General features: G+C 64.0%; 18 protein-coding genes. 16 read left to right on the plus strand and 2 right to left on the minus strand.

Translation table 11 applies throughout. The features are described from left to right. Positions 1-36: 36 nt before the first annotated feature. The 5 genes from OKW27_RS09375 (at position 37) to OKW27_RS09395 (ending at position 5,899) form a co-directional block, all read left to right on the plus strand. Complete coding sequence (locus OKW27_RS09375; RefSeq protein ID WP_090807737.1) at positions 37-444, plus strand: DUF2000 domain-containing protein; 408 nt, start codon at positions 37-39, stop codon at positions 442-444. Positions 445-989: 545 nt separating this feature from the next. Next, complete coding sequence (locus tag OKW27_RS09380; protein ID WP_090807735.1) at positions 990-2,381, plus strand: class I SAM-dependent methyltransferase; 1,392 nt, start codon at positions 990-992, stop codon at positions 2,379-2,381. A gap of 22 nt (positions 2,382-2,403) precedes the next feature. Beyond that, positions 2,404-3,759 (plus strand): sensor histidine kinase, encoded by a 1,356-nt coding sequence (locus OKW27_RS09385; protein WP_090807732.1) that lies wholly within the window; start codon positions 2,404-2,406, stop codon positions 3,757-3,759. Positions 3,760-3,767: 8 nt separating this feature from the next. Further along, on the plus strand, positions 3,768-4,892 hold the full coding sequence (locus OKW27_RS09390) for an ATP-binding protein (RefSeq protein WP_429333300.1): 1,125 nt from the start codon (positions 3,768-3,770) through the stop codon (positions 4,890-4,892). After that, positions 4,892-5,899, plus strand: a complete 1,008-nt coding sequence (locus OKW27_RS09395) for a response regulator (RefSeq protein ID WP_429333301.1) — start codon at positions 4,892-4,894, stop codon at positions 5,897-5,899. The genes OKW27_RS09390 and OKW27_RS09395 overlap by 1 nt, the downstream gene beginning before the upstream one ends. Before the next feature lie 116 nt (positions 5,900-6,015). Here the strand turns inward: OKW27_RS09395 and OKW27_RS09400 are convergent, their stop codons facing one another. Continuing rightward, positions 6,016-6,906 (minus strand): 2OG-Fe(II) oxygenase, encoded by an 891-nt coding sequence (locus tag OKW27_RS09400; RefSeq protein WP_429333302.1) that lies wholly within the window; start codon positions 6,904-6,906, stop codon positions 6,016-6,018. 441 nt (positions 6,907-7,347) lie between these two features. Between OKW27_RS09400 and OKW27_RS09405 the strand changes: the two genes are divergently transcribed. Genes OKW27_RS09405 through OKW27_RS09430 form a run of 6 tightly spaced genes read left to right on the plus strand, consistent with a single transcriptional unit; the run spans position 7,348 to position 17,925 of the window. Further along, on the plus strand, positions 7,348-8,595 hold the full coding sequence (locus OKW27_RS09405; protein ID WP_429333303.1) for an efflux RND transporter periplasmic adaptor subunit: 1,248 nt from the start codon (positions 7,348-7,350) through the stop codon (positions 8,593-8,595). Positions 8,596-8,610: 15 nt separating this feature from the next. Then, entirely contained in the window at positions 8,611-11,766 is a 3,156-nt protein-coding gene (locus OKW27_RS09410) for an efflux RND transporter permease subunit (RefSeq protein ID WP_090807722.1), read from the plus strand. Further along, positions 11,763-15,077 carry an efflux RND transporter permease subunit gene (locus OKW27_RS09415; protein ID WP_429333304.1) on the plus strand — a complete coding sequence of 1,105 codons (3,315 nt, stop codon included), beginning with the start codon at positions 11,763-11,765 and terminating at the stop codon, positions 15,075-15,077. Before OKW27_RS09410 ends, OKW27_RS09415 begins: the two co-directional genes overlap by 4 nt. Then, positions 15,074-16,708 carry an efflux transporter outer membrane subunit gene (locus tag OKW27_RS09420; RefSeq protein WP_429333305.1) on the plus strand — a complete coding sequence of 545 codons (1,635 nt, stop codon included), beginning with the start codon at positions 15,074-15,076 and terminating at the stop codon, positions 16,706-16,708. The genes OKW27_RS09415 and OKW27_RS09420 overlap by 4 nt, the downstream gene beginning before the upstream one ends. Positions 16,709-16,717: 9 nt before the next feature. Continuing rightward, entirely contained in the window at positions 16,718-17,344 is a 627-nt protein-coding gene (locus tag OKW27_RS09425) for a chromate transporter (protein WP_090807716.1), read from the plus strand. Positions 17,345-17,388: 44 nt separating this feature from the next. Continuing rightward, on the plus strand, positions 17,389-17,925 hold the full coding sequence (locus OKW27_RS09430) for a chromate transporter (protein ID WP_429333306.1): 537 nt from the start codon (positions 17,389-17,391) through the stop codon (positions 17,923-17,925). Between the two features lie 20 nt (positions 17,926-17,945). Here the strand turns inward: OKW27_RS09430 and OKW27_RS09435 are convergent, their stop codons facing one another. Further along, on the minus strand, positions 17,946-19,361 hold the full coding sequence (locus OKW27_RS09435) for a PQQ-dependent sugar dehydrogenase (RefSeq protein WP_429333307.1): 1,416 nt from the start codon (positions 19,359-19,361) through the stop codon (positions 17,946-17,948). A 404-nt stretch (positions 19,362-19,765) separates the two neighbouring features. Between OKW27_RS09435 and OKW27_RS09440 the strand changes: the two genes are divergently transcribed. From OKW27_RS09440 to OKW27_RS09460, 5 genes are all read left to right on the plus strand, one after another. Then, entirely contained in the window at positions 19,766-21,163 is a 1,398-nt protein-coding gene (locus OKW27_RS09440) for a PLP-dependent aminotransferase family protein (protein ID WP_429333308.1), read from the plus strand. 181 nt (positions 21,164-21,344) lie between these two features. Beyond that, entirely contained in the window at positions 21,345-22,376 is a 1,032-nt protein-coding gene (gene eutB, locus OKW27_RS09445) for a hydroxyectoine utilization dehydratase EutB (protein ID WP_429333309.1), read from the plus strand. After that, positions 22,373-23,377, plus strand: coding sequence for a cyclodeaminase (locus tag OKW27_RS09450; RefSeq protein ID WP_429333310.1), 1,005 nt, complete (start codon positions 22,373-22,375; stop codon positions 23,375-23,377). The genes eutB and OKW27_RS09450 overlap by 4 nt, the downstream gene beginning before the upstream one ends. Before the next feature lie 53 nt (positions 23,378-23,430). After that, positions 23,431-24,480 (plus strand): N(2)-acetyl-L-2,4-diaminobutanoate deacetylase DoeB, encoded by a 1,050-nt coding sequence (doeB, locus tag OKW27_RS09455; RefSeq protein ID WP_429333311.1) that lies wholly within the window; start codon positions 23,431-23,433, stop codon positions 24,478-24,480. A 7-nt stretch (positions 24,481-24,487) separates the two neighbouring features. After that, positions 24,488-24,979, plus strand: a complete 492-nt coding sequence (locus tag OKW27_RS09460; RefSeq protein ID WP_187610663.1) for an Lrp/AsnC family transcriptional regulator — start codon at positions 24,488-24,490, stop codon at positions 24,977-24,979. Positions 24,980-25,031 lie beyond the last annotated feature (52 nt).

Here is a 25,031-nt window from a genome sequence, read left to right on the forward strand (position 1 = left end):
CATCGTCGATCATGAGCGGCTCAACGAGGAGTCATCATGTTCGATACCAAAGTGGCGCTGATCGTGCGCAGCGATCTCGCGGTCTGGCAGAAGCTCAATGTGGTCGCGTTTCTCGCGACCGGTGTGGCGGCCGCGGCGCCCGATGCGCTGGGCGAACCCTACGAGGATGCCGCCGGGCACCGCTACGGCCGCATGCTCGGCCAGCCGATGATGGTGTTCGCCGCCGACCGGTTCGGTCTGCAGGGCGCGCATCGGCAGGCGTTGTCGCGCGAGCTCGGAATCGTGCCGTATGTGCACGCGATGTTTTCGACGGGGCATGACGCGGCGAATCGCGCAGTCTTTCGCGCCGAGGACGCGGCGAATCTCGATCTCGTCGGTCTCGCACTGCACGGACCGAAGAAAGCCGTCGATAAGGCCGTGAAAGGTTTGGCCTTGCACGAATGAGTCAACGAGTGCGCGAGCCGCTCGATTGTCGACGGTACTCGCGCCGAACTCTAAAAGAAAAACGTTTGCCGCGCCGGACGCGAATTGCGTTAAAAAAGGCTTATTCGGCGAATGCACGGGGCATATCCAAAGGGCATAGATCAGAAAGGCACAAGTAACGCACCCGCTCAATAGCGGATCGTGCCGCCATCGTGGCAATGCGATTGCAAGTCATTGTCGAGAAACGAATTGTCGGCGATTGCACCCGCGCGCTCGCCAACTCGTTTCAAATGATTCTTTGCAAAAACGGCTTTCTACAGCACGACATGCTCGCAAGAAATCCTTCATATACGTTTCATCCTGAATTTGACCTCAGTCAGAATTGAACGTGTTGATGTTACACTGCAACCCGCTGGAGCCATTCTGGCAAAGGGCTTTGGTGTTTCCAGCTCAACTGTGGTTTGAAACGCGTCCACGACTTGTCGCCGGTGTCGTGCGTGCGGCAGCCATTCACTGGACTTCTCCAACACCCTGCTGCGTTCCCGGATTCCTCAGGTACTAATACCGTGTACTCTCAAACGCAAATCGACCCGGTGATCAGCTTCCGCAACTCGCAGCGCGAGCACGTGCGTGGGACGATCATTAACCTCCAGAGAAAGTCTTTGGTCATGGAGGTCTATAACCCCTATTCCATCGTGCAGGTCAGCGAGGTGTTAAGCGAGCTGAGCGTGCGCATGGGCACCAAGAATGCCTATCTCGGCAAGGCGGTGGTGGTGAGTCTGGTGAACACCGGTCTGACCGCGGTGGTTTCGCTGGCACTCATCGACGAATGGCGCGAGCTTAGCGTTCTGCCCAATGAAGCGAAATCGGTCGGCCGGGAAGCAGAACTCTTTATTAGCGACTGGGACGCGCGCTTCAATATCCGGCGCGACTATCAGATCGTCGTGAACGAGATGCGCGCATTCCTGTCGGAAGTGTCGCGCTGGGTCGAGCAGGTCGACCTGACCGAGAGCTTGCCGAAGACCGAAGAAGGCAGGCTGCGCGAGGACCTGTTCTACGAGCTCGCCACGCCGATCATGCTCAAGATCAAGTTCTTCCTCGACCGCCTGGAGGAAGAGGCCGAGCGCGTCGACGCCGAGACCGCACCCGTGCATCGCACGTATGCGCAAGCGGCACTGCATCCGTTGCTGCTGCGCGCGCCATTCGTCTACCGCACGTTCACCAAGCCGCTCGGCTATGCCGGCGACTACGAGATGGTCAACCAGATCCTTAGCGATCCGCAGCAGGGACCGACCACATACTTCCAGATCGTCAATACCGCGTTCCTGCACGCGGCGGTCGCGACTGCGCACCGCAACCGCATCACGTTGCTGATCGACTTTCTGACGCGTCAGGCCGAAGCGGCGCGCGCTGCCGGCAGGCCGTTGCGCATCCTCAACGTCGGTTGCGGGCCCGCTTTCGAGATCCAGCGCTTCGTGCGCGAATATCCGCATCCGGAGCTGCTGTCGTTCGAGCTGGTCGACTTCAGCGAGGAAACGCTGGCGTTTACGAAGGACGCGATCGAAAGCTCGGCGAATGCCGCGGGCCATAAAGCCTCGGTGCAAATGGTGCATCAGTCGGTGCACGATCTGCTCAAGCGTAAAATTTCAACGGACCCCTCCGCGCGCGAATTCGACGCGGTGTACTGCGCGGGTCTGTTCGACTATCTGTCGGACAAGGTCTGCGCGCGTCTCCTGAGTTACTTCGCCGCTCGCACGCGAGCTGGCGGCCAGTTGCTGGTCACCAACGTCCATTCGGCGAATCCGGAGAAGTACGGGATGGAGCATCTGCTCGAGTGGTATCTGATTTATCGGAACGAAAGCGGCATGAGCTCGCTGCTTCCCGCCAACTCCACTGACCAGAAGCTCTACGTCGACGAGACCGGGGTGAATGTGTTCGCGGAAGCCACGATCCTCTGAAACCGTGTCGACATCCCTGTTCATGACTACCAGTCCCCTGCAGAGCGGCTATCAAACCGAGCTGGCCGACTTTCGCGTCACGTTCAGCCGGGGCGGCGCGTGCACAGCGATTGCGCTCGTGCTGCTCGGCGTGGGGCTGGATTACGCGCAGTATCCGCAGTATCAGACGTCGTTCGCGCTCGCGCGCCTGCTCGTGTCGTTGATGATCGGCGGTATCATCGCCTTGCTCGACACCAGCATGGGGCGGCGGCTTACTCCATGGCTGACGCTGTCCTGGCTGCTGCTGCCGCAGGCGATGATTTCATGGATGATCTGGCGCACCGATGGTGTTCTGTCGCCCTATTACATGGGCCTGAATCTGGCCATCTTCGCGTCCGGCATTGCGTTGCCATTCGGTCTGTGGCAAAACCTCGTGTTCGGCGTGCTGTCCTGCTTTCTGTATCTGCTGGCCTGCCTGTTGCCTCCGCATGACGGCGTGCCGCTCGGCACGATGACCGTCAATGTTCTGCTCCTTCTGTTCGCCGCTGCCGCAAGTGCGGTCTACACGTTTTTCAACGAACGTGTGCGCTTCATGCTGTTTCGCCTGAAGGCCGAGGTGTCCGAGAAAAACGCGGAGGTCTCCGCGAAGAACGCCGAACTCGAAGTGATCAATCGGCAGTTGCTCGACATCAAGGGCCAACTGCTGCAGCAGGAAAAAATGGCGGCGATCGGTACGCTCGCGGCCGGCCTGCTGCACGAAGTGAACAACCCGGTGAACTTCTGTCTGATGGCAATCGAGGTTGCGCTGGAAGAGCCGATCTCGAAGAAGGAGCCGACGCTGCAGGAATGTCTGGTCGATGCGCGGCAGGGCATGCAGCGGATCCAGCACATCGTGTCGGACCTGAAGACGTTCGCGTATCGCAAGCCCGGCGCCGAGGCGGAGCTGGGCACGCCGTTCCTGTTCGAAAAGGCGCTCGATTCGGCGATCCGGCTCGTCGGGCATGAATTGCGGGGCGTCACCGTCACGCGCGAGCTGCCCGCGGATACGCTGGTGCAGGGCGACGAGGCGGCCATCATCGGCGTGCTGATCAACCTGCTGTCGAATGCGGTGCTGGCGATGCGCAAGGCGGGCACGCCCGCGCCGGCGATTCATGTCAACGTCAGATGGACCGAAGACCGCCTGCATGTGACGGTAAAAGACAACGGGCCGGGCATCGCGCCGGAGCATCTCGCGCGCGTGTTCGAGCCATTTTTTACCACCCGCGAAGTGGGACAAGGCCTGGGCCTCGGGCTGTCGATCAGCTATGCGGTGATCGAGCGTCATGGCGGCCTGCTGTTTGCTGAGAGCGAGCAGGGAAGTTGGGCGTCATTCAGTTTCGATCTGTCGCCCGCACCCTGAGAAACACCATGAATGACATCCGACAGACACAGCCCACTCTTCTCTACGTCGATGACGAAGAGTTGGCCTGCAAATATTTCGCGCGCACCGTAGGTGCCGATTACGAGGTCCTGCTCGCGACGAGCAGCGACGAGGCGATCGCTATCCTCGAGCAGGACAACGCCCGCATCGCGGTGCTGGTCACGGACTTCCGCATGCCGGGGCGTGACGGTGGCGACCTGCTGCGCCAGGTGGCGCTGGAATATCCGCACATCGTGCGGATTCTGGTCACTGCTTATGCAGACGTCGAGATGTTATTGCAGACGGTCAACACCGGCGAGGTGTTCCGCATCCTCGAAAAGCCGCTGAAGCCGGCGGCAGTGCGCGATACGCTGCAACTGGCGTTTGATCGTTACCACGAACGCGCGATGCAGAATCAGCGCCTGATCGCCATCGACGAAACCCTGGCGTTCATCGCGCACGAACTGAACACGCCGCTCGCGGCGATCGCGTTGAACGCGCACAGCATCGAAGATCGCATCGACGCGGAGCGCGATGCGGAAGGCGAAATTCTCGGCGCCGCGAAATCGATGCGCGAGAGCGCGCAGTACTGCATGGCGGTGGTGTCGTCCTTCTGGCGCTCGGTGCACAACGGGCGGCGCCGGCAACTGGAGGGCGACGAGGCGCGCATCGAGAGTACCGCGCATGGGCTGATCTCGGCGTTGCTCGATACGTATCCGTTTACGACCGCGCAGCGCTCGTGGGTACAGGTCGACGTCGACAGCGACTTTGCCGTGCTCACGCAACCGAATTGCGTGGCGCTCGTGCTGTCGTCGCTGTTGTCCAACGCGTTGCGCGCGCTCGCGGATGTGCCGTCGCCGTCGGTGCGCTTTACCGTGACAACGGAACCCCACCCGAGCATCGGCATCTGCGACAACGGGCCGGGAATTCCGCCCGAGATCAAAGACCGCCTGTTGACGGACCCAATTACAACGCACGCGAAATCCGGGGGGAACGGCTTGGGCCTGATTCTATGCAACCGTGTCATGCAGTCCTGTGGCGGCGGACTCAGGATCGAGTCCACGTCGTGGGGAGGCACCACCGTAGTGCTGGATTTCCCCCATATCAAAGGTCAAACGCACAGGAGTTGTTGATGAACGAAGCAAAAGCCACAGAGGAGTTGGCGCCGGCGATCATTTTCGTCGATGACGAAGCTACCGCCGTAAAGTACTTCCAGCGTGCCATCGGAAGCCTGGCGCCGGTCCTGACTGGCGGCTCGGTGGAAGAGGGCAAGGCGCTGCTCGACGAGCACGGCGACAGGGTGGGGGTGCTGGTTTCCGACCAGCGTATGCCGGGCGAGTTCGGCAACGAGCTGCTGCGCTATGCGAGCGAGCGCTTTCCGCATGTCGTGCGGATCCTGACCACCGCGTATTCGGAAATCGATCAGACCGTCGCGGCCGTCAACCTCGGTCATATCCATCGCTACATCAAGAAGCCTTGGGACATCACGGCGCTGCGCATGGAGCTGAAGCAGGCGCTCGAGCTTGCCGAGCTGCGCAAGGAGCGCGATACGCTGGTGCGCGAGAAGCTGGGCGTGCTGCAAAAGCAGGTGGTCGCCACTCGCATCGGTCTGGTGCGTTCGCTGTCGGCCACGCTGATCGGGCCCGAGCGCTTTCAGCCGGTCGAGACGTATCTCGCCGCAGCGGTACTCGCCGACGTGCCGAACTCCGAGCCGGACTGGCTGCTGCAGGACTACTCCGATCTGATCGCGGCCGAGAGTGCCCGCAGCGGCGCGTTCGGTCATACGGTGGCCGCGCACCTCGCCACGCTGCGTAACCGTCACGGCAGCGCGAGCGTGACTGCGAGCGACGCACTGACGACGCTGGCCGGGGTATTTTCCGAGGCAGGCATCAATGTGCGCCGCGAAGGCGATGGTCTCGTGTGCGACCAGCCGGCCACACTCGCGGAGTTTCTCGCCGAGCCGGGCAACAACGCGGTGTCGAGCGGGCACGCGGTATGGCTGGCGAGCCTTCTGTGGCTCGACGGCAATGACGTTGCACTGCAGCCGGCCAGTGAAGGCGATGCGATCGCGTTCCGGCCGGCGCAGCGCGGTAGCGAGTTCGCCGCCGATCGCCTCGCCACGTGGATCGAGCAGTTCTGATGAGCTTGCTTCGAGGGCGCGGCGTCTGACGCGCCCATCCTGCTACCGGCTTCGCGCTGCAGCCCGCCGCGGCTAGCAGCGCGACGCTGCAAGCGTTGCCTGTCAGGCCTGACTTCTCAAGCCTGAACGCGCGGCGCGAAGCGCCGCGTACGAATCCATTTGGTCGCCACCCACTTGTCGCCCGTGCGCAGCGGCGTGCTCGCGTGCAGCGAGCTCGGATCGCACAGCCCGTAGCGGTTCCCATATTCGAAGTAGAGCGCGTGCCCGCGCTGCGGTGCGACCGACCAGCCAAGCTGCGGAAACACCGTCTCACCGCCGCCTTCGACGTCTTTCAGATACATCAGCAGCGTGCCCATGCGCTGGCCGCTGCGCGCGATCGACTCACGATTCGCTTCGTTGCTCGTCATCAGATAGTCGACGTGCGGCGTCGACTCCGCGCCTTCCTCATAGTGCAGCATTTGCAGGCCTTCGCCGTTTTCGACCGGGGTTGCCGTGAGTTCCGCGATGCGCGCCTCGATGCGCGAGATCAACGGCGTCTCGCCCAAACGGAAAAACATCCCGTGACTGCTGCGATGACCGGCGATCACATCGCGGCCGGTCACTGGATCGACGACGGCCGACCGGTCGAGCCGCGGCTGTGCGAGCGCGATCAGCTGCTCGCATTCATCGGCACTCAGGAAATTGGCGATGTGCACGGCGGCCGGTCGTTGCAGCCGCGACAGCACGCGCACCTTGCGCTCGCCGAGTTGGATCAGCGGAGCGTCGGGCACGCGCAGCGGCTCGGGCTGGTAGCTGAGCGGCGCGCTGCCGACTTCGAGCTTGTCGCCGGGCAGCGCCATACCGTACAGGAACGCCGATGCGACCGCATCGACCATCGCCGACGCGAGCTCGGCCGCGTTGTCGCGGTTTACCAGTTCGTTGACGATCGCTTGGGGCGCGACGCCGCGCGAAAGGTTGGCGGCGATCCAGTCGCGGACTTCGGCTGGGAAATTGACGGTGATGGACATCGGGGCGAGGTTGTGGGGTGTCGTGACAGTCGCGGCGCGCGCGACGCTGGCTCGCGATGATAGCGGACGATTGTGACGATTCTGGACGCACGGCCCGGTTGCCAGTTGGCTGTCGTCTGTTACCGCATATTGCGATGTCCCGCCGGGCCCATAACTCTGCCCATGCGGGTGTCCGTCCCCACGTGCCGCCCGATCGATGCCCCGGACTCTTCCAGCGGCCAACATGTTGCGCCCCTGTAACTCAAGGCCGGCGCAAGCCGGTTACATTCACGCATGCCCGTATTCAAGCCCTCGCCCCATTTCCTTACGTCTTCATAACAACACGTCCGGAGGCGTTCGACTGATGACAACGCGCGTGAACCATGGCACTTTTGCGCAGTCCCGTCAGCGGACGAGCTTCCAACCGAGTATCGACACCAATATCCGTTCCCGGAGATCAACATGAGCGAAACCGTGTCCCCGCCGCCAAAGCGCTCCCGACGCGGGCTCATCATTTTCGCGGTTGTCGTGCTCATGCTGGTCGCGCTCGTCGTGATTCATCTGATGACGCGCAAGAAGCCGGTGCGCGAGAACGCGGCGATCGTCGTCACCGTCGCGCAGGCGACGCTCGGTTCGATGCCGGTCACACTGAGCGAGCTCGGCACCGTCACGCCGATCGCAACCGTGACCGTGCTGCCGCAGCTGAGCGGCTATCTGACCGAAGTCGGCTATCAAGAAGGCCAGGAGGTGCAAAAAGGCCAGTTCCTCGCGCAGATCGATCCGCGCCAGTATCAGATCAGCAAGCAGCAGGCGGAAGCGACGCTCGCGAAAGACCGCGCGTCGCTCGCGCAGGCGCGCGCCGATCTCGAGCGCTATACGCAGTTGAACGAACGCAAGTCGATCGCGCAGCAAACCTTCGCGGATCAGCAATTCCTCGTGCAGCAGGACGAAGCGGCGGTGAAGGTCGACCTCGCCAACATCGCCCAATTCGATCTCGACCTCGCTTATTGCCGCATCACCGCGCCGATTGCGGGCAAGGTCGGCTTGCGGCTCGTCGATCCGGGCAACTACGTGACCGCGTCGTCGTCGACGGGCATCGTCGTCATCACGACCGTGAAGCCGACCACGGTGCAGTTCACGGTGCCGCAGGATTCGCTCGCGTCGATCGTGCAGCGTCTCGCCACCGGCGCGAAGCTGCCGGTCACCGCGTATTCGAGCGATAACTCGCGCGAGATCGCGACCGGCACGCTGTACGCGGTCAGCAACCAGATGGCGACCGCGACCGGCACCGTCACCTTGCGCGCGACCTTCGCGAACGACGACGAAACGCTGTTCCCGAACGAGTTCGTCAACGTGAAGCTGCTCGTCGACACGATGCAGAACGCGGTGCTCGTGCCGACCGCCGCGGTACAGTCCGGCGCGCCGGGCGACTTCGTCTATCTGGTCAATCCGGACAGCACGGTGTCCGTGCACAAGGTCAAGCTCGGACCGGGCGACGGCAAGAACACGGTGATCGTGTCGGGACTCGCGGCCGGCAACCCGGTCGTGACGGACGGCATGGATCGTCTGAACGACGGCGCGAAGATCCAGCCGGCGCATCCGAAGTCCGCCGCCGGCCCGAAAGCGCCCGCCGCCGCGTCCGAAGCCGCGCCGGCGTCGAGCGCGGCGGCATCGCCTGCGCCGGCCGCGTCCGAAGCCGCCTCGTCGTAACGGACCCCCGCGCCGATGAACATTTCCCGCCTGTTCATTCTTCGCCCGGTCGCGACGCTGCTGCTGATGATCGCGCTCGTGCTCGTCGGTCTGATCGCGATGCGCGTGCTGCCGGTGTCGTCGCTGCCGAACGTCGACTATCCGACGATTCAGGTGCAGACCTTTTATCCGGGCGCGAGCCCGACGGTGATGGCGACCACCGTGACCGCGCCGCTCGAGGTGCAGCTCGGCGAGATTCCGGGCCTGCAGCAGATGACCTCGTACAGTTCGGACGGGGCGTCGGTGATCACGCTGCAGTTCGATCTGTCGCTGAACCTCGACATCGCCGAGCAGAACGTGCAGCAGGCGATCAACGCGGCGAACAGCTATCTGCCGTCTGGCTTGCCGGCGCCGCCGACCTACGCAAAGGTCAATCCCGCCGACCAGCCCATTCTGACGCTCGCGGTCACCTCGAAGTCGATGTCGCTGACGCAACTGGAGGACGTCGCGAACAACCGCCTCGGCACGAAGATCTCGGAAGTGGCGGGCGTCGGCGTCGTGACGACGAGCGGCGGCAACGTGCCCGCGATCCGCGTCGAAGCCGACCCGCACAAGCTCGCCGCCTACGGTCTGAACATCGACGATCTGCGCACGCTGCTGAGCTATGTGAACGTGAGCCAGCCGAAGGGCAATTTCGACGGCCCCGATCTCGACTACACGATCAACGGCAATGATCAGATCACCGATCCGAAGGACTACCTCGACACCGTAATCGCCTACCAGAACGGCTCGCCCGTATTCATGCGCGACGTCGCGCGCGTAAGCCAGGCCGCCCAGGACGTCGAGCGCGGCGCCTGGTACAACGGCTCGCCCGCGATCGTGCTGAACGTGCAGCGCCAGCCGGGCGCGAACGTGATCCAGACGGTCAACCAGATCATGAAGGAGCTGCCGCAGCTCGAATCGACGCTGCCGGCCGGCATGAAAGTGACCGTGGTGTCGGACAGCACCGGCGTGATCCGCGCGTCGGTCGCGGACGCCGCGTTCGAACTGATTCTCGCGATCGTGCTGGTCGTCGCGGTGATCTTCGTGTTCCTGCGCAACGTGCCCGCCACGCTGATTCCGAGCATCTCGGTGCCGGTCTCGCTGATCGGCACGCTCGCGGTGATGTACCAGCTCAACTACTCGATCGACAACCTGTCGCTGATGGCGTTGATCATCGCGACCGGCTTCGTGGTCGACGACTCGATCGTGATGATCGAGAACATCGTGCGCTATCTGGAAGAGGGCATGTCGCCGCTCGAAGCCGCCCTCGAAGGCGCGGGGCAAATCGGCTTCACGATTCTGTCGCTGACTATTTCGCTGATCGCGGTGCTGATTCCGCTGTTGTTCATGGGCGGCGTGATCGGGCGGCTGTTCAGCGAGTTCGCGGTGACGCTCGCGGTCACGATCGTGATTTCGGCGGTCGTGTCGCTGACGGTGGTGCCGATGCTGTGCGCGCGGATGCTGCGCGCGCAGGCCGAGCGCCATCCGAGCCGCTTCGAGCGCATCAGCGAGGGCCTGTTCGACAAGACGCTCGCCGCCTACGAGCGCGGCCTGCGCTGGGTGCTCGATCATCAGACGCTGACGCTGATGGTCGCGATCGCCACCGTGGTGCTGACCGGCATCCTGTATGTGGTGATTCCGAAGGGACTGTTTCCGGTGCAGGACGTCGGCGTGATCCAGGGCATCAGCGTCGCCGACAACTCGGTGTCGTACGCGGCGATGGTGCAGCGCCAGAGCGCGCTCGCCGAGGCGGTCCTGAAGGACCCGGACGTGGTCTCGCTGACGTCGTACGTGGGCATCGACGGCACCAATGCGACGCTGAACAACGGTCGCTTCCTGATCAATCTGCGCGAGCGCGACCAGCGCTCGGACACCGCCCAGGAAATCGCGCGCCGGCTCGCGCAGGAAGTCGCGCACGTGCCCGGCGTGAAGCTGTTCATGCAGCCCGCGCAGGACCTGACGCTCGACACGACCGTGTCGCCGAACCAGTACAGCTTCGTGTTGCGCGGACCGAGCCAGCAGGCGTTCCAGAAGTACGTGCCGGAACTCGTCGCGCGCCTGAAGCAGATTCCGTCGCTGTCGGACGTGCAGAGCGATCTCAATAGCGACGGCCTCAGCGTGAACGTCGAAGTGAACCGGCAACTGGCCGCGCGCTTCGGCATCACGCCCGCGACGATCGACAACGCGTTGTACGACGCGCTCGGCCAGCGCATCGTGTCGACGATCTTCGAGCAGTCGGCCCAGTACCGCGTGATTCTGGTCGCGAAGCCGGAAACGATGCCGACCGTGCAGTCGATCGGCAATCTGTATCTGCCGAGCCAGACCAGCAGCACGGGTCAGGTGCCGCTTTCCGGCATCGCGAAGATCCAGATCGCGAAGGCGCCGCTCGTGATCAGCCATCTCGCGCAGTTTCCGTCGGTGACGGTGTCGTTCAATCTCGCGAAGGGCGCATCGTTGAGCACCGCGGTCAAGGAGATTCACCAGGCCGAGCAGTCGATCGACCTGCCGCCGTCGATCACGTCGTCGCTGCAAGGCGCGACCGCGGCGTTCGAGGATTCGCTCTCCAGCGAGGTCTATCTGCTGATCGCGGCGCTCGTTGCCGTGTATATCGTGCTCGGCGTGCTGTACGAGAGCTTCATCCATCCGGTCACGATCCTGTCGACGCTGCCGTCGGCCGGTATCGGCGCGCTGCTCTCGCTGATGCTCGCGGGTATGGATCTCGACGTGATCGGCATCATCGGCATCGTGCTCTTGATCGGCATCGTCAAGAAGAACGCGATCATGATGGTCGACTTCGCGCTCGATGCCGAACGCAATCATGGCAAGGCGCCGCGCGATGCGATCTTCGAGGCGTCGCTGCTGCGTTTCCGGCCGATCCTGATGACGACGTTCGCCGCGATGCTCGGCGCACTGCCGATGCTGCTCGGCACCGGCACCGGTTCGGAACTGCGCCGGCCGCTCGGTCTCGCGATCATCGGCGGCCTGACGCTGAGCCAGGTGCTGACGCTGTTCACGACGCCGGTGATCTATCTGTTCTTCGACCGTATGGCCACGCGTGTGAACCGCTGGCGCGCCGAGCGCGCTAAGCGCAACGGCGGCGACGAGCCGGGTGGGCGTCCGCCGGAAGGCGGCGCGGAGGGCACGCGGTGAACATCCCGGCGATCTTCATCCGGCGGCCGGTCGCGACGACGCTGCTCGCGATCGCGATCCTGATCTCCGGCACGCTCGCGTATTTCCGCATGCCGGTCGCGCCGCTGCCGAACATCGCGTTTCCGGTGATCGTCGTGCAGGCCAACATGGCCGGCGCGAGCCCGAATATCATGGCGTCGACGGTGGCCGAGCCGCTCGAGCGGCGGCTCGCAACCATCGCCGACGTCGCGGAGCTGACCTCGATCAGCTATGTCGGCTCGTCGTTGATCATCGTCGAGTTCGGCCTGAAGCGCGACATCAACGGCGCCGCGCGCGACGTCGAGGCGGCGATCCAGGCCGCGCGCGCCGATCTGCCCACCACGCTGCGCAGCAATCCGAGCTACCGCCAGTACAACCCGGCCGAGGCGCCGATCATGGTGCTGTCGCTGACCTCGGACACGCTGACCAAAGCGCAGCTCTACGACTCCGCCGATTCGGTGATCCAGCAGCAGCTGTCGCAGGTGCAGGGCGTCGGCCAGATCACGCTCGGCGGCGGCGCGTTGCCGAGCGTGCGCGTCGAGTTGCAGCCGGGCAAGCTCAATAGCTACGGGATCGGCATGGAAGACGTGCGCGCGGCGATCAGTGCGGCCAATGCCGACAGCGCGAAGGGGCATATCGACGTCGGCGATCAGCGCTACGTGGTCACCTCGAACGATCAGATCACGCACGCGGCGCCGTATCGCGATCTGGTGGTCGCGTATCGCGACGGCGCGCCGGTGCAGTTGCGCGACGTCGCCCAGGTGCGCGACTCGAACGAAAACATCCGCAACGCGGGGCTCTTCAACGGCAAGTCGGCGATTCTCGTGATCGTCTATCCGATGCCGGGCAGCAACGTGGTCAGCACCGTGCAGCAGATACGCAACGTGCTGCCCGCGATCGAAGCGACGTTGCCGAGCAACGTGCACGTCGATGTCGCGATCGATCGCTCGCAGTCGGTCACCTCGTCGGTCAGCGATACCGAGCGCACGCTGTTCATCGCGGTGCTGCTGGTGGTCGGCGTCGTGTTCATCTTCCTGCAGTCGCCGCGCGCGACGCTGGTGCCGGCGGTCGCGTTGCCGCTGTCGATCGTCGGTACCTTCGGGCCGATGTATCTGCTCGGCTATAGCATCGACAATCTGTCGCTGATGGCGCTGACCATCGGCACCGGCTTCGTCGTCGACGACGCGGTCGTCGTGCTCGAAAACGTCGTGCGGTACATGGAGCAGGGGTTGAGTCCGAAAGAGGCCGCGCTGAAGGGTGCGGGCGAAGTCGGCTTCACGGTGGTCTCGATGAGCCTGTCGCTGATCGCGGTGTTTCTGCCGATCATCCTGTTTCCGGGCATCGTCGGACTGATGTTCCATGAGTTTGCGATCACGCTGTCGATCGCGATCCTGATTTCGCTGGTGATCTCGTTGACGGTCACGCCCGCGATGTGCGCGTACGTGCTGAGCCGCGACAACGCAGGTCATTCGAAAGCGCGTTGGGCGCGGTGGATCGAGCGGCAGTTCGATCGCTTCAAGCACGTCTACGCACGCACGCTGATGGCCGTGCTCGATCATTCGCTGCTGGTGATCCTGCTGCTGTTCGCGCTGCTGGTCGGCAACGTGTTCATGCTGAAGCTGGTGCCGGCCACCTTCTTCCCCGAGCAGGACACCGGCATCGTGATCGGGCAGATCATCGCCGACCAGAGCATTTCGTTCACGGCGATGCAGAAGAAGCTCGCGCAGTTGCAGTCGATCGTGCAAAGGGATCCGGCGGTGCAGTCCGTCGCGGGCTTTACCGGCGGGCGCGCGCTCAATACCGCCAATGTGTTCATCGAGCTGAAGCCGCTGTCGCAGCGGCACGCAACGGCCACCCAGGTCGTCAACCGGCTGCGGCCGAAGCTCGACGAAGTGTCGGGCGCGCGGCTCTTTCTGCAGGCGCAGCAGGATTTGCGCATCGGCGGGCGGCAATCGGCGGCCGAGTACCAGTACACGCTGACGAGCGACGATTCCGCCGCGCTGTTTGCGTGGACGCCGAAGCTCGTCGCCGCGTTGTCGAAGCAGCGCGGGCGGCTGCTCGACGTGAACTCCGACTTGCAGCAGAACGGCCTGCAGAGCTACCTGACGATCAATCGCGCGACCGCCGCGCGCTACGGCTTTGCGGCGAATCAGATCGACAACGTGCTGTACGACGCGTTCGGCCAGCGCACCGTGTCGACGATCTACAACCCGCTGAACCAGTACTTCGTCGTGATGGAGGTCGCGCCTGAGTACTGGCAGTATCCAGAGACGCTGAACCGGATCTATCTGAGCACGTCCGCCGGCAATCCGACCGGCACGGCCGCGACACAGATGCCGCACGGCACGGTATCGGCAACGACTACCGCGACCACGACCGGCACGTCGTCGAACACGAACTCGCGCAACTCGGACGCGCAGTCGAACGCGACCAACAACAGCATCGCCAACAGCAAGGGCGGCAGTTCGACCGGTAGCGCGGACAGCACGGCCGCCGAAACGATGGTGCCGCTGTCGGTGCTGACCTCGTATAGGAACAGCCATACGTCGACGCAGGTGAACCACCAGAGCGGGCTCGTCGCCGCGACGATCTCGTTCAACCTGCCGGCCGGCGGGTCGCTGAGCCAGGCGGGCGCGGCGATCAACGAAACGATCCGCGAGATCGGCATGCCCGCGAGCATCCACGGCTCGTTCGCAGGCGCGGCGGCGGCCTATTCGCAGTCGATGGGCGTGGTGCCGCTGCTGATTCTCGCGGCGCTCGGCGTCGTCTACATCGTGCTCGGCGTGCTGTACGAGAGCTCGATCCACCCGCTGACGATTCTGTCGACGCTGCCATCCGCGGGCATCGGCGCGACGCTCGCGCTGCTGATCTTCGGCACGCCGTTTTCGGTGATCGCGATGATCGGCATCATCCTGCTGATCGGTATCGTCAAGAAGAACGGCATCATGATGGTCGACGTCGCGATCCAGTTGCAGCGCCAGCAACAGATGCCCGCGCGCGACGCAATCCACGCGGCCGCGCTGATCCGGCTGCGGCCGATCATGATGACGACATTCGCGGCCGTGCTCGGCGCGGTGCCGCTCGCGGTCGGCATGGGCCAGGGCGGCTCGCTGCGTCAGCCGCTCGGTATCACGGTGATGGGCGGGCTGATCCTGAGCCAGATGTTTACGCTCTATACGACGCCGGTGATTTATCTGTATCTCGACCGTCTGCGTGCACGGCTGGTCAGATGGTCCGCGGGGCTGCGCTGGAACCGCGACGCGAAGCCGGGACAAGCGGATACGAAGGCATGACGATGAAGATTTCGACTGAACGAATGACAGGATCTCGCGCCGGGTTGCCGAGCATCGCGACGCTCGCCGTCGCGCTGCTGGCGCTGTTCAACGCCGGCTGCATGGTCGGCCCGGACTATCACCGGCCGCAGGTCAGCGTGCCCGCCACGTACTCGGAACTGCCGGGCTGGACCCAGGCCGAGCCGAACGCGACCGGCCCGAAGGGCACATGGTGGAGCGCGTTCAACGATCCGTTGATCGACGAACTCGAACCGCTCGTCGCGGTGTCGAACCAGACCGTGCGCGTGGACTACGCGAACTACCAGCAAGCGCTCGCCGAAGTGCGCGCCGCGCACGCGGCCCTGTTTCCGACCATCGGCGCTACCGGTTCGGCGACGCGCGAACGCGCGAGCAGCGGTTCGGTCAGTGCCTCGGGAAGCTTCGTCAACGGTACGGCGACGCGCATCGTCAATTCGGGTTCGCTGGAAGGCAACGTGAGCTGGGCGCCGGATCTGTGGGGCCAGGTGCGCCGCACCGTCGAGGAAAACGCCGCGAGCGCGCAGTCGAGCGAAGCGACGCTCGCGAATGCGACGCTCTCCGAGCAGGTCGCGCTCGCGACCGCGATCATCGAGCTGCGCACCAGCGACGCGAACATCGACCTCCTGCAGCAAACGGTCGTCGCGTATCAGCACTATCTCGACGTCGTCACCGAGCAGGATCGCGCGGGCACGATTGCGCCGAGCGACGTGATCACCGCGCGCAGCCAGTTGAATACCGCGAAGTCCGATCTGATCGCGCTCGGCGTCGCGCGCGCGCAGAACGCGCATGCGATCGCGGTGCTGGTCGGCAAGAACCCGGAAGAGCTGTCGATCACGCATAGCACCGCGATGCCGGCGCTGCCGTCGGCGCCGGTCGGCGTGCCGTCGACGCTGCTCGAACGCCGCCCCGACATCGCCGCCGCCGAGCGCAAGATGGCCGCGCAGAATGCGGCGATCGGCGTCGAGGTGGCCGCGTATTACCCGGACATCTCGCTGTCGGCCGTGGCCGGATTCACGCAGTCGCCGCTGTCCGGTCTGCTGAAGGCCGCGAACTACGTGTGGTCGCTCGGCGGCAGCGCGACCGAGACGCTGTTCGACGGCGGCCTGCGCAGCGCGGATGTCGACGCGGCGAAGGCGGCCTACGACGCGGCCGTTGCCAACTATCGCGGCACGGTGCTGGGCGCGTTCCAGAACGTCGAGGACGATCTGTCCGGCCTGCGCATTCTCGCCGAGCAGGCGCTCGTGCTCGAAACGGCGGTGCGCGACGCGGACCGTGGCGCGGAGATCGCGTTCAACGAATACCAGGCGGGCACCGTCGATTACACGACGGTCGCGATTGCGCAAGCGACGCAATTGACGACGCGGCAGACCGCGCTGAACGTGCAGGAATCGCGCTTGCTGCACGCGGCGTCGTTGTTTGGCGATCTGGGCGGCGGGTGGTCGACCGATGAGCTGCATGATCCGCGGCATCCGGCGGCGGCTTCTTCGGCTGCCTCGGCACCTTCTTCGGCTTCCTCGCCTTCGGCTGCGTCTGCTTCATCGGCGACGTCATCGGCGACGTCTGCGGCTATCGTGCCGGGCGCGCGGCAAGTGCGGCACGATCAAAACGACTAAGGACGAGCATTGGCCAAAGGCATCCACGGGCAAGACGTCAGCGACCCGGTATCGACACCCGAAGACGACGCGCCACACCACGCACCACCGCCGCGCGAAGTGACCTCGCTCGGCCTCTTTCTGATCTTCGCCCGCATCGGTCTGACGAGTTTCGGCGGCGGACTGAGCGGCTGGTTCATGCGCGAGTTCGTGCACGACCGCCACTGGATGAGCGAGGACGAATTTCTCAACGGCCTCGCGTTGTCGCAGGCGCTGCCCGGTGTCAACGTGAAGAATCTGGCGATCTGGATCGGCTACCGGCTACTCGGCTGGCGCGGCGCTGTTGCGGGATTCTGCGGCATCATTTTTCCGGCGGCCGTCGTGATCATTCTGCTCGGCGCGTTCTTCTCGGCGATCGCATCGTTTCCGCTCACGCATATCGCGCTCGCTGGCGCCGCGGCCGGCGCGATCGGGCTGTCGCTGTCGATGGCGATCACCGCCGCACGCCGGCTGCCGCGCCGCGTGTTTCCGTATCTGGTGCTGCTCGCGACGTTCGCGGCCGCCGCGGTCTTTCGCGTGTCGCTGGTATGGACCGTGCTGATCGCCGGCGCGTTGAGCGTCGGCTATGAATACGTGCGCGAGGCGCGCCAGCCCTGATCGGCTTTTATCGCCGCTAGTCAAACTCCACAAAAGCTTCTGCCGTGCTCAGAATTCTTATCGCCCTGTTTTCGGTGTTCGCGCCGCTGTCGATCGTCACCGTCGGTGGCGGGCAAGGGATCATCCCCGAATTGCAGCGCCAGGTCGTCGACGTGCATCACTGGATGACCCATGCGCAATTTCTCAGCGACTTCGCGATCGCGCGGCTCGCGCCCGGTCCTGGCTCGCTGCTCGCGACGCTGATTGGCTATCAGGTCGGCGGATTCGGTGGCGCGCTCGTCGCGACCGTCGCGCTATTTGGGCCGACTGCGTTTCTGATGTATGGCGTCGTGCACGTATGGAACCGGCACGAAGGCGCGCGCTGGCTGAATGCGTTGCAGGCCGGGTTGCGGCCGGTGGCTGCCGGGTTGATTCTCGCGGCCGTCTACGTACTGCTCAAGGAGCTCGAAGGCGGGTGGATTGCGTGGCTCACCGCGGCCATCGCGACCGTGCTCGTGATGACGACGCGTATCAATGCGTTGGTGCTGATCGCGGGCGGCGCGGTTGTGTTTGTGGTTGCGCATTTTGCGGGGTTGCTGTAGCGCGCCACCGGAACTTTTTCCTAGTTGTGTGTAATTCGCCTGATCGTACTGGTCACGAGATCCACGTAGAACAGGTCGCCATTCTGGCCCGCCTTCAGATCCACCGGTCCTCCCTGCAGACCCCTTGCGAAAGTCTGGGGCACATTGTTCGGAGGTTGCATGGTCCAGATGCATTGCCGCAGAAGATCACCAAAGTACAGTGCGTTTTTGAATTGAGCAGGGTAGGTTGTGCTCGTATCGTCGGTAAACCCGATCGCAGAGATGACACTGCCGTTCTGGTCCGGCCCTCCGCCGTTCCGCTTGCCGCCGCAGGTTCTTCCACGACTGTCATCGGGTGAAATGTAGCTCGTGTGAGCGTACGCATAAAACGGCGCCGTGGCACCCGCGAACTTTCCGCAGTAGCCCGCGTTTTGATAGTCGGGCTCGGGAGCCGCAGCGAAGTTGGCGCCAGGGCTCCATCCTTCGTAGCACGGCCAGCCGAAGTCTTGGCCGTCGACAGTGACATGATCGATTGCCTCCCAACTGTTCCAGCCCACATTGCCGATATACAGCTCGTCCGTACTACCAGGCAGGCGGGCGAACCGGAACGGATTGCGTAAGCCTTGCGCCACCAGGGCAACGCTTTGAGTTGTCGAACCTGGGTTCGTGATCCGGAGAACAGCGCCGTCGCTATATGGAGACACGCCTTGACTGCGAAACGCGCCCTGCGGCAGATTCGTGCCATCGCCGCACGCAGTATCCAACTGTCCGTAGTCCACCTGATCGAAGCTCGCGCCGTCGCCAGCGCTAACGTAAAGCGTTCTGTTGTCAACTCCGAAGACTAGTCCGCCAATACTGTGAGACGTGTAGAAAAAACACCACGTTTGATTGCCTGACCGTGCGGGAGGGAGGATCTTCGTTTCGGTCGTGCCCGCTCCCGCCGTTGTCAGCAGCGAAAGCTGGCCGTGAGTCAGAACGTTTCCGCTACAGGCGCCTGTAGCTGGAGGCGTCGTGTAAAGCACGTAAATTTTGCCGTCGTTCCGAGGATCGACCGCAATCCCGAGAAGTCCCCGGTCGACATCGTTGCAGACTTCATTGCTGAGGTCGGCAATCAACGTACAGGTAGGCGTCGCCAGGTCGCAATTCCAAACCCTGCCGCCTTTTTCGGCGATGAAGACCCTGGTCCGGCTTGCGTTGAAACTGATTGCCGTCGGCTGATTGAGACAACCGCTGTATAAAATCCGCTCTGTAAATCCCTTTGGAAGCACCGGCTGCGGCCTGGTCGTGGAGACGGGCTGACATATGACCGATTGCCCAATGGCGACGGAGGTCGGTACACCAGGGTTGCTGGGAGGATTGGCGTGCGCCGGATCGGCGAAACATGCCAACCCCAGCAGCGCTGCCAGTATGACGATCGCGCGGGTCTGAGTTGCCCGCCAGAAAATAGGGGGCGACAACTTATCCTCCTGTTCGCGAGTTGAATACAAAAACACCAGCAGACGTACGACCGGAGCATTGACTGCTGTATGTGCATCGCGATTCGCGAATTGTGAATGGTTGAATCATAGGACTCACACCCGCGAATGGTGGCCAATTCTCTGCCGCCGCACGCCACCTCGCGCAAGCCGCATAACGTCCACTCACGCGTTTTCCATGTTGAACTGGCGACGCTGGAATAGGTGGCCTCGTTCAATCGTCATCCTTGGATGGCGCCGCTTGGCGAGATCCTGCCCCACATTTTTTCGCGTTAAATGCCCTAGGACATTAATTTCCTCCCCCGTTTCTGCCGCACTATGGGAGATCAAGCGAGACGACGCCGACTCCTCACGGAGCCAGCATCCACCACGACATAGGAGCAGCGGTGATCGAGCAGTGGCGCGAGGCCGTGCGCGCGGTGCACGGCGTGGAATCGAAATACAAGCGGCTGGTCAAGGCGATTGCCGGCGACATCGAGAACACGTCGCTGCCGCCGGGCGCGCGCCTGCCGCCGCAGCGCGACGTCGCCGCCGAACTCGCGATCAGCGTGCAGACCGTAACCAACGCATACAAGGAACTGGAGCGGCAAGGCCTGATCCGCTGCGAGGTCGGGCGCGGCAGCTTCGTCGCGGCGCGCGTCACCGAAACGATGTCGAGCTACATGCTCGATACGGCCGAGCGTTCGGTGGTCGACTTTTCGATCGCGCGCATCATTCACACGTCCGAGCATGACGCGATGTGGCGCAAGGTCTGCGCGACGCTGTCGACGCTCGACGATCAGCCGTGGATTCGCGCGTTCCGGCCGATCGCGGGCTTCGAGCATCATCGCCAGGCGGGTATTGCATGGCTCGCGTCGCTCGGCATGCCGGCTTCGGCCGATACGCTGCTCGTCACGAACGGCGCCGCCCACGGCATTTTTCTCGCGCTCGCTTCGCTGGTGGGGCCGGGCGACACCGTGCTGTGCGAAAGCCTGACGGATCACGGCGTGATAGGTTCGGCCAACGTGCTCGGCTTCACGCTGAAGGGCCTCGAGATCGACGAGTACGGCATTCACCCCGAGCATTTCGAGGAGATGTGCGACAGCGAGCGCATCTCGGCGCTCGTCTGCACACCGACGCTGAACAATCCAACCGTCGCGTTGATGCCCGATTCGCGGCGTCGCGCGATTGCGAAAATCGCCGAACGCTATGGCGTATACGTGATCGAGGACGACGTGTACGGGCCGTTGCCGGCCAAACATTCCACGCCCATTTCGAGCCTGATTCCGGATCTTTCGTTCTACTGCACGAGTTTTACGAAGTCGGTGATGGCCGGCTTGCGCATCGGTTATATGACGACGCCGCGCCGGCTTGCGCTGCGCGCCGAGAGCGTACTGCGCGTGAGCAGTTGGATGGCGACGCCGCCGATGGCCGAGGTCGCCGCGCGCTGGGTTGTCGACGGCACGGCCGCGCGGCTCGTCGAAATTCAGCGCGAGCGGCTCGGGAGGCGTCAGTCGCAATTGCAGCAGACGCTTGGTAAATATGTCCTGGGCGCGCATCCGCAGGCGCTTTCGGCGTGGCTGCGGGTGCCTGATCACTGGCGCACCGATCGGCTGGTGCGCGAACTGCGCAACCGCGACATCGCAGTCACGTCGCCCGATCCGTTTCTCGTGCGCGACGCCGACCGGCCCAACGCGGTGCGGGTTTGCGTCGGCGCCGAGGTCAGCGAAGACGCCTATAAAGCCGCGCTCGAAACGATGCGCGACGTGTTCGAGCAGTACCCGCAGGTGCACGATTTCACCTGATCGCGCCGGTGCGCGAATTGCGTAACGCTGACCGAAATGAACTAGGACAATAAAAATCCTTTTTTAGAACACTAGACTGGGCTGCATGGAAAGCGATGCGGTCGCGAGTCACTGCGTTTATCTGCGATAGCCGTGCCCGCATCGAATAGCGAATCGACCTCTTTGATGCAGGGCCTGGTGCATGTCCGTTCCATCGTCAACCAATCTTTTGTTAGCCGACATTTACCGCGCGCGCAGCCGTATCGACGCTCGCGTATGCCGTACGCCGCTCGTCGAATCGCCGAGCCTGTCGGCGCACGCGGGCACGCCGGTTTATCTGAAGCTCGAAACCGTGCAGCCGACCGGCAGCTTCAAGCTGCGCGGCGCGACCAATGCGCTCGCGCAGTTGGCCGAGCAGGGCTGCACTCGCGTGGTGACCGCATCGACCGGTAATCATGGCCGCGCGCTCGCGCATGCGGCGCGCGCGCTCGGTATGGACGCGACCGTGTGTCTGTCGCGCCTCGTGCCCGTTAACAAGGTCGACGCGGTACGGGCGCTCGGCGCGCACGTGCGCATTACCGGCCAAAGTCAGGACGAGGCCGAGCACGAAGCATTGCGGCTCGCGCGCGAAGAAGGCTATGCGTACGTGCCGCCATTCGACGATCCGCGCGTGATCGCCGGACAGGGCACGATCGGACTCGAAATCGTCGAGGCCTTGCCCGATGTCGCGAACATCGTCGTGCCGTTGTCGGGCGGCGGGCTGTTTGCCGGCATCGCGCTCGCGGCGAAAAGCACCAATCCCGCGATTGGCTTGACCGGCGTCACGATGGCGCGCGGCGCCGCGATGCATGCGAGTCTCGCGGCCGGACGGCCAGTGCTGGTCGAGGAAGTCGACACGCTCGCCGATTCGCTCGGCGGTGGCATCGGACTCGAAAACCGCTATACGTATGCGCTGACGCGCGATCTGATCGACGAGACCGTGCTGATCGACGAGGCGTCGATCGCGCGCGGCATCGCGCATGCGTATCGGCAGGAACGGCTCGTCGTCGAAGGCGCGGCGGCGGTGGGGATTGCCGCGGTGCTCGATCACGCGCTGCCCACTGAACGCATCGCGCGCGGGCCGCTCGTGCTCGTCGTGACGGGCGCGAACATCGATATGAATCTGCATCGGCGGATCATCGGCAACGAATCCTCGCAAGCCGCGCCGTCACCGAACTCACACACCCCATCATGACCTCGATCACGCTCCTTGGCGAAGCCGAGCTTCGCAAACTCGTGCCGCTCGATCTCGCGGCCATCGATCAGATCGAAGCCGCTTTTGTCGCGCTCGCGACCGAGGCGGTCGCGATGCCGCCGATCCTGCGGCTCGATCTGCCCGCGCATAACGGCGAAGTCGACGTGAAGACCGCGTGGCTGCCGCGCCTCGACAGCTTCGCGATCAAGGTCAGTCCAGGCTTCTTCGACAACCCGTCGCTCGGTCTGCCGAGCCTGAATGGTCTGATGCTGGTGTTGTCGGCGAAGACCGGACTGACCGAAGCGGTGCTGCTCGACAACGGCTATCTGACCGCGATACGCACGGCGGCCGCCGGCGCGGTCGCGGCGCGCTGGCTCGCGAAAGCGCACACGCCGCAGGTCGCAGTGATCGGCGCGGGCGAGCAGGCACGTCTGCAACTGCGGGCCTTGATGCTGGTGCGCCGCGTCGAACATGTACGCGTCTGGGCGCGCGACGCGGCGAGCGCGCTGCGTTTCTCCGCGGAAGTGAACGACACGCTCGGCGTGCGATGCGACGTCGCGGCCAGCGTTCATGACGCGCTCGCCGAAGCGGACGTCGCGATTACCACCACGCCGAGCCGCACGCCGCTGATCGAAGCCGCCGATCTGCATCCGGGCCTGCACGTCACCGCGATGGGTTCGGACGCCGAGCACAAGAACGAAATCGCGCCGGCCGCGCTGGCGGCGGTGCGCTACGTGTGCGACCGCGCGCAGCAAACGCGCGTGCTCGGCGAACTGCATCACGCGCTCGCCGCGGGCACGATGCGTGACGATGCGGCGATCGTCGAATTGGGCCAGGTGATCGCGAAACAGGCCGCGGGCCGCACGAGCGACGCCGACGTGACGATCTGCGATCTGACCGGAACCGGCGCGCAGGACACCGCTATCGCCGCGCTCGCATTGCAGCGCGCGCGTGCCGCGAAGGCGGGAACGACATTCGGCAACGACGCGCCGCTTAAATGACGCGCGATGAACGGCAATACGCCGCGCAAGCGGCTCACGAAGGAGTAGTACAGATGCGGGCATCCCCGATTCAACCGACGGTCGATTTCAATGCCGACGGCGAACAGCATGGTTTCCTGAAGCTGCCGCATTCGCACGACGTCTCCGCATGGGGCGCGGAGATGATCCCCATCACCGTGATCCGCAACGGCGAGGGAGCGACCGCGCTGCTAACGGGCGGCAATCACGGTGACGAATACGAAGGGCCGATTGCGCTGTCGAAGCTCGCCGCCACGTTGAAGGAGAGTGACGTACGCGGGCGCGTGATCATCGTGCCGTTCATGAATTTTCCGGCGTTTCGCGCGGGCACGCGCACGTCGCCGATCGATCACGGCAATCTGAATCGCAGCTTTCCGGGCAAGCCGGACGGCACCGTGACCGAGAAGATCGCCGATTATTTTCAGCGCTATCTGCTGCCGCTCGCCGACTATGTGCTCGATCTGCACGCGGGTGGCCGCACGCTCGACTTCGTGCCGTTCGCCGCGATTCACGTGCTGCCCGACGCGACGCAGCAGGCGCGCTGCGAGGCAGCGATGCGCGCATTCGGCGCGCCGTACTCGATGCGGATGCTCGAACTCGATAGCGTCGGCCTTTACGACACGGCCGTCGAGGAAGCAGGCAAGGTGTTCGTGTCGACCGAACTCGGGGGTGGTGGCACGGCGACCGTGCAGAGCGTGGCGATTACGGAGCGCGGTGTGCGCGGCTTTCTGCAGCATGCGGGAATCATCAGGCGAGATGAAGCAATGGGTCACTCGAGCGCGAGCACGAGCACGAGCGCGCCGCGCACGACGACGCTGCTCGATATGCCCGACGGCACCTGCTACACGACGAGCGAGCACGACGGCCTGCTCGAGCTGTGCAAGGACCTCGGGGAGATGGTCGACGGCGGCGAGGTGATCGCGCGGATCTACGACGCGAAGCGCACCGGCGCCGCGCCGATCGAGTATCGCGCGCGACGCGGCGGCATGCTGGCCGCGCGGCATTTTCCGGGGCTCGTGCGGATTGGCGACACGGTTGCGGTGGTCGCCGACGTGCTCGAACGAGGCATACCGGTAACGGTCTGAACGCGCGATGAAATTCGACCGCTACGATCTCGCGATTTTGCGCATTCTCGCGAGCGATGGACGCATCACGAAGTCGCGCCTCGCCGAAGAAATCAATCTGTCGATTTCGCCGGCATGGGAGCGCGTGAAGCGCCTCGAAGAAGAGGGCGTGATTCGCGGGTATCGCGCGGATATCGATTGGGTGCGCGCGTTCAAAGGCAGCCGCGTGGTGGTCGAGGTCACGCTCGCGCGTCATACCGCGCCGGACATGCGGCGCTTCGAGGAGCGCATCGCGGCCGCGCCCGAAGTCGTGCAATGCCTCGCGACGGGTGGCGGTGTCGACTATGTGATGCAGGTGCTGTCGCGCGATATCGACCACTATCAGCGCTTCATCGATACGTTGCTGACCGACGAATTGGGCATCGAAAAGTACTTCACCTATATCGTCACGAAGGTGGTGAAAAGCGGGGCCGAAGGCTTGCCTGAATGGGCGGAACAATCGATTGGCGAGAACGGCTGAGTGGCGCGCTACTTGCGGTCGAAGTACGACGAAAAGCCCCACCCGAAAAACC

Source organism: Paraburkholderia sp. 35.1 (genome assembly GCF_050436525.1).
GTDB lineage: Bacteria > Pseudomonadota > Gammaproteobacteria > Burkholderiales > Burkholderiaceae > Paraburkholderia > Paraburkholderia tuberum.